The organism is Nitrosomonas sp. Nm34 (assembly GCF_900113925.1).
GTDB lineage: Bacteria > Pseudomonadota > Gammaproteobacteria > Burkholderiales > Nitrosomonadaceae > Nitrosomonas.
In genome coordinates, this window is sequence record NZ_FORD01000011.1 from 86,734 (window position 1) to 96,144 (window position 9,411).

At 46.1% G+C, this 9,411-nt stretch carries 5 protein-coding genes and 1 pseudogene; 4 read left to right on the plus strand and 2 right to left on the minus strand.

What is annotated here, in order from left to right; genetic code table 11:
* Positions 1-283: 283 nt before the first annotated feature.
* Both BM283_RS06965 and BM283_RS20325 read right to left on the minus strand, forming a co-directional pair.
* Positions 284-1,608, minus strand: a pseudogene (locus BM283_RS06965) (IS110 family transposase).
* 170 nt (positions 1,609-1,778) lie between these two features.
* Positions 1,779-1,904, minus strand: a complete 126-nt coding sequence (locus BM283_RS20325) for a hypothetical protein (protein ID WP_302848279.1) — start codon at positions 1,902-1,904, stop codon at positions 1,779-1,781.
* A gap of 501 nt (positions 1,905-2,405) precedes the next feature.
* Here BM283_RS20325 and BM283_RS06970 point away from each other — a divergent pair.
* The 4 genes from BM283_RS06970 (at position 2,406) to BM283_RS06985 (ending at position 8,800) form a co-directional block, all read left to right on the plus strand.
* The gene (locus tag BM283_RS06970; RefSeq protein WP_090691346.1) at positions 2,406-3,491 is read left to right on the plus strand and encodes an efflux RND transporter periplasmic adaptor subunit; all 1,086 of its coding nucleotides are present in this window, start codon (positions 2,406-2,408) and stop codon (positions 3,489-3,491) included.
* Positions 3,492-3,514: 23 nt separating this feature from the next.
* Positions 3,515-6,757 carry an efflux RND transporter permease subunit gene (locus tag BM283_RS06975; RefSeq protein ID WP_090691348.1) on the plus strand — a complete coding sequence of 1,081 codons (3,243 nt, stop codon included), beginning with the start codon at positions 3,515-3,517 and terminating at the stop codon, positions 6,755-6,757.
* 13 nt (positions 6,758-6,770) lie between these two features.
* Entirely contained in the window at positions 6,771-8,177 is a 1,407-nt protein-coding gene (locus BM283_RS06980) for a TolC family protein (protein ID WP_254776246.1), read from the plus strand.
* Positions 8,178-8,356: 179 nt separating this feature from the next.
* A complete protein-coding gene (locus BM283_RS06985; RefSeq protein ID WP_254776247.1) occupies positions 8,357-8,800 on the plus strand; it encodes a response regulator transcription factor in 444 nt (147 codons plus the stop codon).
* The last annotated feature ends 611 nt before the right edge of the window (positions 8,801-9,411 follow it).

Consider the following 9,411-nt stretch of genomic DNA (forward strand, 5'->3'; position numbering starts at 1 on the left):
AATGTCAAGAAAATGTTAATTTTTAAAGTCAGGAACAAAACTGCCGTCTACTGGAAGCAGGTGGGTTAGCGCAGCTTGGGTGCAGACGACTAAAATCGTCTACCCGCGCACCAAGCTAAACGCGCATGAATCCACACATTTAAAGTCAAGGCCACCGTCTAAAGGCGGTGGCCTTGACCAAATTTATGGAAATAAAATCAGTTTTAACGGATAAAACGTAGAGTGGCTGCTTGCTCCTGGTTCCTGTTTATGAGGAGGCCGTTGGGAAACTCAAGAGCTCCCACTAATAACTTTTCTGCAAGATTGATCTGAGTCGGCACACTTTCTTCAACCACTTTTCGTAGTAATCTTGACCTCGATCGATATATTCCTCACCGTTGATGAGCATCGTGTAAATTAGCCGCGCAAGCTTGTGTGCAGCCGCAGTCACGGCTTTGGGCTTGTCCATGCATGCACACATTCTGCGGAAGTACGCGCCAAGCGCAGATTGACTGCTACGCAATGCCGATGCGGCCAATTTTAAGGCTTGGGCCGCGCGGCTCGTTACCCGTTTAGTCTTGTCGCTCATCACTTTGCCGCCGGTAATCCGGGTACCCGGGCACAGCCCCAACCAACTCATAAAATGGCCGACCGTAGCAAAGCATGACATGTCCGTCCCGGTCTCGGAAACACCGCGAGTGCGGTGGTGGCATCGATACCATCAATGCGCATGAGATCGACTCCACACATCCTGTACAGCTGTGTACGTAGATCAAACTTCGGTGCGTTGCGGGGACGGCTTCGCTTCTTACCTTTGGCTGGCTCACCGTCATGCACTTGCAGGCTTTGCAATTGGGCCTCGATTTCCCGGTCACACTCGACCAGCTGCAAGCCGATGAAGTCGAACATGGCAAGCGCCTGCTTAAGTGCAAACAGGTGTTCGGTGCGCCAGTTGCCTTGCAGGCTTTTGGCAATCTCATCCTCACTGGCGCGGATGCGCACATTCTTCATCGCAGCCAATATCTGTCCATCTCGCTCGCCAGCAACGATGGCGCGCAGAATTTTCTGCCTTGTTTCCCCCACTATGTCGGAGATGACGTTGGTGAGCTGGATATTCATCTGCGTAAGTGCTTTCTGCATGTGCTGCACATGACGTCCTTGGGTTTGCTGGAGTATTCCTTGCTGACGCCACCGCGAACGCAATGCTCATACCTCATCAGAAGGACGAAATGCGCCACGAAGCAAGCCATAGGTCATGAGTTGTTGCAGCCATTGGCAGTCGAGCACATCGGATTTACGACCCGAGACGTTCTTGACGTGGCGTGCGTTGATTAACAGCACAGTGAAGCCGCGCGATTCCAGCAACTCGAACAAGGGAATCCAATACACTCCAGTAGACTCCATGGCAACCGTATCTACGCCGCAGGCGTCGAGCCAGTCGGCCAAAGCATTAAGGTCATGCGTAAAACTCGGAAACTCCCGTACCGGTTCATCATCCCGTTCAGGTGGCACAGCAACAAAGTGAGAGGCGCTGCCAATGTCAATGCCAGCTGCGTTGGGGTGGGTGATGGTCAGGGCGGCCCGGGATTTGCCCGGTTTAAGGTTGATCGTGCGATTGCGTCTGGACATGGTTTGCTCCATTATTCATGGTGAAATGTGGCGCTGCATCGGGTACGTTGTCTTGCTCACTCTCTCAAACGGGATATTGTCTCTACGGCTATGAACCGCCGAGTCGTTTCACTTATGTCGATGACGTCACCCATGACCACGCTATTCTACGGGCAATAGGCACCATTGCTCTATCGGTCTTTGCAGCGCCACACTCCACTTTGCCATAATCCAGCCGCTTTGTGTTTCTTCGGCGCGATTTGCGGTGTCGGGTCGATTATTTCGCTATTCTGTTGTTCCTGTCGCTGTCGGTACACTTATAGTCGCTCTGCAGCATTTTTCCTCAACACATGACCTATTTAGCTCCGAAGGTAGGAATTGTCCCCCGTCAAGGTATTTCGAAAGTCCGTAGGAACAAAACTATTTGCTCAGTCTTTTGTAACCGATTAACAAAGAACTAGATCGTGAAATACAAAGAGTGTTTGTCTTAACATTCTTTTAGCATTTTCTTGATCCCTTTCTAACATTTATTAGCCTAATCTAGCTGTGAGAGAAAGGCAGCTAAGGAATTCTGGTTTCAAGAGATCCAATAGGAATACCTAACACGACCTGCGGACGGGAGGGAAAGGCTTGACCAGATCAAATAGTATCGTTGTGCGAAAGTTCTGTCCTATCTATGCGTCTGTTAGGAAAGATATATCCGCACTCGTTAAGCTGCACCATGCAGACTTTTTGGTTCTCATTAAAATAGAAAATAGACTTGGTCTTGCTTCCCCTAACAAAATACTTTGCTCCCTGACAACCTAAATGATAGAAAAATGATTACTAAATTATCCGTAGTTCTAAGCTTAATCGCCGCTCTGTTTTTGAATGGGTGTAACACAGAAACTGAAACGCATCATGAGCTGCCAAAATTTGAGGCAACGACACCGTTCCGTAAAGACATTTCTTTACCTTCGCCCTATGTCGGTCTGATTAAAGCCATTATGCATATTGAACTCCGCGCTTTGGAAAAGGGCTACTTAGAGAGTATTTTTGTGGATGAAGGGCAGTGGATAAAAGCAGGACAGCCCATGTTTAAAATTATGCCCAAAGTTTATGAGGCAGAATACCAAAAAGCGAAAGCCGAAGCGCAATCTGCAAAGATCGAATACCTTAATACCAAAGGTTTGGCTGATGAGAATATCGTATCGCCCAATGAGCTTGCTTTGGGAAAAGCAAAACTAGATAAGGCTAATGCAAGGGTGAGGTTAGCGCAAACCCGTTTGGGTTTTACCGATATCAGAGCGCCTTTTGATGGAATTATGGGTCCTTTTTATGCCAGGATCGGCAGTCTTCTCGATGAAGGCGAGTTGCTGACGGAGCTATCTGATATCAGACAATTGTGGGTCTATTTCAACGTTCCAGAAGCAGACTACCTGAATTTTAAAATGCAAGAAGGCGACAAAATTGGTGAAACCGTACAACTAAAAATGGCAAACGGCAAGATTTATGATCACAAGGGTGTCATTGAGACGATTATAGGTGATTTTGATAGCACTTTCGGCACTATTCAATTTCGTGCCTTATTTCCTAACCCGGACAAACTTCTAAGACATGAGGAGACAGGAACCATCCTATTGACCAAGCATTACCCAAATGCCCTGATTATTCCGCAAAAAGCGGTGTTCGAAATCATGGATAAAAACTATGTCTACGTCATCAATGAAGAAGAAAAGCTGGAGCAAAGGCTTATCCATATAGCGGCCGAGATGACAAAACTGTTTCTTATTAAAGACGGCCTTAATGAAAGCGACAGGGTGTTGCTTGAAGGTATACGAAGAGTTAGTCCTGGAGACAAAGTGAGTATCAATTTAAGACCGCCCGAAGAGATTGTCCCGGAGTTAGAGTTGTATACCGAATAACTGTTTAGTTTAAGGATTAAGCCATGTTTAGTGTCTTTCTTAAAAGGCCAGTGATGGCGATTGTGTTATCACTGATGTTCTTATTTATGGGTTTATTGGCGATGAAATCATTGCCAGTTGCCCAGTTTCCAGATATTGCACCGCCTCGGGTCACGGTTTCGGTATCATTTCCCGGTGCCAGTGCCGATGTATTGGTGAAATCGTCTTTGATCCTCTTAGAGCGTGCTATCAATGGCGTGCCCGGCATGAGGTACATCACTTCGGATGCAACCAGCGCCGGCGAAGCAACCATTCAAGTGTATTTCGATCAAGGCGTTGATCCCAATATTGCGATGGTCAACGTGAAGGCGCGTGTGGATCAGATGACGAGCCGACTGCCAGTGCTGACAAACTTGGAAGGCGTGATCGTGAACTTCGTCCAGCCCAGCATGCTTATGTATGTCAATATCTTCAGCACGGACAAAAACGCTGATCAGAAACTTTTATATAATTACGCCTTCGTCAATGTCATTCCAGAGATTCAGCGCATTAGGGGAATCGCCCAAGCGAACATACTGGGTGCTCGCCAATATGCGATGCGCATTTGGCTGAACCCGGAACGGATGCGAGTCTATCATGTCTCGATAGACGATGTGATGAAAGCCCTGGGAGAACAAAGCATCATTGGGCGTCCCGGTCGTCTCGGGCAAAGCACAGGCAAAGCCGCCGAGTCCAAGGAGTATGTGCTGGTCTATAAAGGGCGTTTCAATAAGCCGGAAGAATACGGAGACGTTATTATTCGAGCTTCTTCGGAAGGCAAGATTCTACGCCTAAAAGATATAGCTGAGGTCGACCTGAATAGTTCGTCTTACAATATTTACTCTGACAAAGACGGATACCCTTCGGCGTCTATCGTGCTTAAGCAAAATTACAACACTAACGCGCAAACAGTTATAGCGGAAACGAAGGCAAAACTGGAAGAATTGAAAAAATCCTTCCCAGAGGGTATGGACTACGCAATCAACTATGATGTGTCGCGTTTCGTCGAGGCGTCCATCGAACAAGTGTTACACACCTTGTTAGAAGCCTTCGTACTGGTTTCTCTGGTGGTTTTTATTTTTCTTGGCGACTGGCGTTCTACTTTGATCCCCATCCTCGCGGTACCGGTTTCGCTGGTTGGAGCATTCGCCGTTATGTCCGCGTTCGGGCTTTCTATCAACCTTATCACCTTGTTTGCTTTAGTGCTGGCTATTGGTATTGTGGTCGATGATGCCATTGTGGTAGTGGAAGCTGTGCATGCAAAAATGGCCGATGAGCATTGCAGCCCTTATGAAGCTTCTCGAAAAGTATTGGGAGAAATCGGCGGCGCCATTGTAGCGATTACGCTGGTCATGGTATCGGTGTTCATCCCTATTGCATTTATGCCAGGACCGGTTGGGGTGTTTTATCGAGAATTCTCTATCACTATGGCATCGTCGATCATTATTTCAGCAATTGTGGCGCTATCGCTTGCTCCGGTATTGTGTGCCATGATTCTTAAAAATACTCATGGTCAGCCGAAACGAAAAGATCCCATCAGCCTTTTCATCAATGGTTTTAATTTTGTTTTTGAAAAAGTCACCGGGCGTTACATCCGATTGATGAACATCATGGTCACCCGGCGCATTGTCACGCTTTTGATATTGGCCGTGTTTTCCTTCGGTATTTTCATGGTCAGTAGATTCTTGCCTTCCGGCTTTATTCCCGGCGAAGACCAAGGCATGATTTATGCGATTATCCAAACGCCGCCCGGCTCAACCATCGAAGTAACCAACAAAGTGGCACGAGAACTGGAAATGCTAGCTGAAAAAATCGACGGTGTTCAATCAATTTCTTCTCTAGCTGGGTATGAAGTACTCACTGAAGGTCGCGGGTCAAATGCAGGGACCGTTGTTATCAATTTGAAAGATTGGTCGGAGCGTAAACATTCTGTAACGGAGATTATCGAAGAGTTGGAAGAAAAAAGCCATGACATGGGTGCGGTCATTGAGTATTTTCAACCTCCGGCGGTGCCGGGGTACGGCGCGGCATCGGGTTTGGCATTTCGCTTGGTAGATAAGACACTAGATACAGACTACTATGAATTCGATGAGCTTACCAAAAGTTACATGAAAGGATTGCGTGAACGTAAAGAGCTGACCGGTTTGTTTACCTTTTATGCGGCCAATTATCCACAATACGAGCTGATCATCGACAATCAGCTTGCCATGCAAAAAGGGGTTAACATCAATGATGTGATGAATCACCTGGACATCATGATCGGCAGTACCTATGAACAGGGCTTTATCCGTTTCAATAACTTTTTTAAAGTATACGTTCAGGCCTTGCCGCAATTTCGGCGTGCCCCCGAGGATGTGCTGAAATTATTTGTGAAAAATGATGAAGGTGAAATGGTACCGTTATCCGCCTTCATGACCATGAAGAAAATGCAGGGACCCAACGAGCTCACGCGTTTTAACCTCTATAACACGGCAGCAATTCGCGCTGAACCCGCAAAAGGTTATACCACCGGCGACGCCATCAATGCAGTCCTGGAAGTCGCAAAAGACACCCTGCCAAAAGGTTTTGACATTGCCTGGGAAGGCTTAACATATGACGAAGCCGGCCGGGGCAACGAAGCACTGGCGATTTTCTTTGTCGTTATCTTGTTTGTCTACTTGGTGCTGGCCGCGCAATACGAAAGTTTTCTTTTACCCTTGGCTGTAATACTTTCTCTGCCCCCCGGTATTTTTGGTGCTTTCCTTTTATTAAAAGAATTAGGGCTCGCCAATGATGTGTATTCACAACTGGGAATGGTGATGTTAGTTGGTTTACTCGGGAAAAATGCAGTATTGATTGTCGAATTTGCATCCCAGAAGCAAGCCCAAGGCATGACGGTTATGCAGGCAGCGATTGCGGGTGCACAAACGCGTTTCCGACCGATTTTGATGACGTCATTTGCTTTCATAGCTGGGTTGGTACCCTTGGCGATGGCCACGGGAGCGGGGGCAGTCGGCAACAGGACAATTGGTACCTCAGCGCTGGGCGGGATGATTTTCGGTACCGTGTTTGGTGTCATCATTATTCCAGGGCTTTATTATATATTTGCCAAATTAGCCGAAGGTAGAAAATTAATTAAAGATGAAGACCTTGACCCCTTAACCGAGACTTATAAATATGGCCCTTCAGATGAGATTAAAAATGAAGACATTGGCCCCTTAACCGAGACTTATGACTATGGCCCTCCAAAAAATGAGATCAAAGACTAAATTACTTCAGATTATGGCTTCAAGCGCGTTGGTACTTATGCTGCAAGCCTGCATACCTGATGCACTCATCAAAAAAGAAGACACACATCTTCCTACTGTTTTTAAAGAAGGTGTTTCGGATGAGGACAATGCGGCAAATATTAAATGGGAAGATTTTTTTAGTGACCCTAATTTAGTAAGTTTGCTGGATATAGCTGTTGAAAATAATAAAGAAATTAATATCGTGATGCAGCGTATCAATCTTGCACAGAATGAAATTCAAGCACGCCGAGCCCAATACTTGCCATTTGTAGGTATTGGTGCTGGTGCAGGTAAGGAAAGAGTCGGCGAGTTTACACAAATTGGCGCTGTTGAAGAAAATCTGCCAGTAAAGGAAGGCCGGCATTTTCCTAGGTACGTGGGGGATTATCGCTTTGGGCTGTTTTCAACCTGGGAGATAGATATATGGAAAAAGTTGAGGAATGCGAAGCAGGTCGCTGTTTTCGAGTATATGGCGTCACAAGAAGGTAGAAATTTTTTAGTGACTAACCTGGTCGCTGAAATTGCCCATTCGTATTATGAACTGCTTTCCTTGGACAACCAGCTTAACAATGTAGAGTTAAATATTAGTATTCAGCAAAATGCTCTGACGATGGTCAGGCGTCTGCAAGAGTACGCAAGAGCAAGTACACTTGCCATCAAACGCTATGAAGCAGAAGTGGCAAAAAACAAAAGTAGACTATACCAAATTAATCAGAGCATTACTGTTGTTGAAAATCGGATAAATTTTTTGCTAGGGAGGACGCCGCAACCTATCCAGCGTGCTTCTGGTAGTTTTATGGAGTTCAAACCCTTCATGCTTAAGACAGGCATTCCGTCACAATTGCTGCAAAATAGGCCTGATATTAGGCAAGCAGAGCTTGAGCTATCGGCGGCGGCATTAAATATAGAGGTGGCCAGGGCTAACTTCTATCCCTCCTTTGGCATAAGGGCTGGAATAGGATTTGAAGCTTTTGCAGTTAAGTATCTGATCAATACCCCAGAGTCATTGGCGGCCATGATCGCGGGAGAATTAGTGGCTCCATTGGTCAATAGGAATGCCATCGAGGCGGAATATAAAAATGCCAATGCCAGGCAGATTCAGGCAGCTTATGAGTATGAGCAAAGAATTATCAGAGCTTATACTGAAGTAGCGAATCAAGTTTCAAATATCAATAACCTCGACAAAAGCTATCAGCTTAAGTCAGAGCAAGTTGAAGCGCTCAGCAAATCAATTGATATCGCTAACAATCTATTCAAATCTGCTCGTACGGACTACCTGGATGTGCTGTTGGCACAAAGGGAGACCTTGGATGCCAAAGCGGATCTAATTGAAATGAAACAAAAGCAAATTGACGCAATGGTGGATCTTTATAGATCACTTGGTGGAGGGTGGCAGTGAGCCTCAGGTATCTCGATTTCATCCATCCATGGCTGGGTAGGGTTTAGTTTCGGCGGCAACTATACCTACCTGGTCCATATCCAATGTAACCTTGGCAGAGGAGAACCTTCGGGTGCAAATCTCTGCCAGCCTGCCGCTGCAAAACCATTCCAAACATATTATCAACGCCAGCCTGAATCATGACAATATTGATACCGGCACCCAGACCACTTTGCTTGATTGGTCGTGACTTGTTTCAAAATTTATCGGTGAGCGCACCCATGAATATTCTTATTATAGAAGACAACCAGGATATTGCCTCCAACATCTATGATTATCTAGAAACTTTTGGTTATACGATTGATGCGGTAGGTGACGGAACGACGGGTTTACATTTGGCGATTACGAAAGATTATGACGCTATTATTCTAGACCTGGAGTTGCCGGATATAGATGGTGTCGATCTCTGCAGAAGACTTCGTCAAGACGCACAGCGGACCATGCCAGTGCTCATGCTGACAGCCAGAAACTCGCTTGAAAATGTATTAGAAGCGTTTAATGCAGGGGCTGACGACTATTTGACTAAGCCTTTTTCTTTGCGAGAACTGGCAGCACGTGTGAAAGTCCTGACGAAACCCTTATAGTCCGCGGTTTGGCCTGCCCAGCGATTTCCATCAAGGCCGGGGCAATGCTCCAAACAGGCCGTATGTAGAGCTGCAGTCTATTTTCTTGATCATTACCCCAAACCTTGCTTTCTTTGATAGAAAAGTCCATGTAGGCCAGCTTGAAGTGGTACCCAAAAACTGTACAGGTTGTTAAGCTCTGGCAGAATTAAAAAGGAGCTTAATGACGATGAGTAAAAAGCGCATACACTATTCGAGTGAATTCAAAGCAAAACTAGTGCTGGCAGCGATACGCGGTGATGAAACTGTCCCCAATTAGCCGCGCGTTATCATGTCCATCCCACGCAGATCAATAGCTGGAAACGGCAACTCATTGAGCAAGCTGCCGAGCTATTTTCTAAAAATAATACTGCCGCCAATAAGGAGCAACCTACAACAGATGACCTGCAGCGGGTTATTGGTCAATTGACGGTAGAACGCGATTTTTTAGTGAGAAAGCTCAATCATTAAGTCTTGTAGAACGCAAAGAGATGATTTAGCCCCATGGGAGTCTTAGTCAGGTTCGTCAATGCCAGTTGTTGAATCTGGCACGTTCGACCTATTACTCTCAACCGCAACCAATCAGTAATACT

Bases quoted from the DNA above. Each gene is read 5' to 3' on its own strand.
- BM283_RS06980 (WP_254776246.1), top strand. From the start codon at position 6,771: ATGGCTTCAAGCGCGTTGGTACTTATGCTGCAAGCCTGCATACCTGAT.
- BM283_RS06985 (WP_254776247.1), top strand. From the start codon at position 8,357: ATGACAATATTGATACCGGCACCCAGACCACTTTGCTTGATTGGTCGT.
- BM283_RS06970 (WP_090691346.1), top strand. From the start codon at position 2,406: ATGATTACTAAATTATCCGTAGTTCTAAGCTTAATCGCCGCTCTGTTT.
- BM283_RS06975 (WP_090691348.1), top strand. From the start codon at position 3,515: ATGTTTAGTGTCTTTCTTAAAAGGCCAGTGATGGCGATTGTGTTATCA.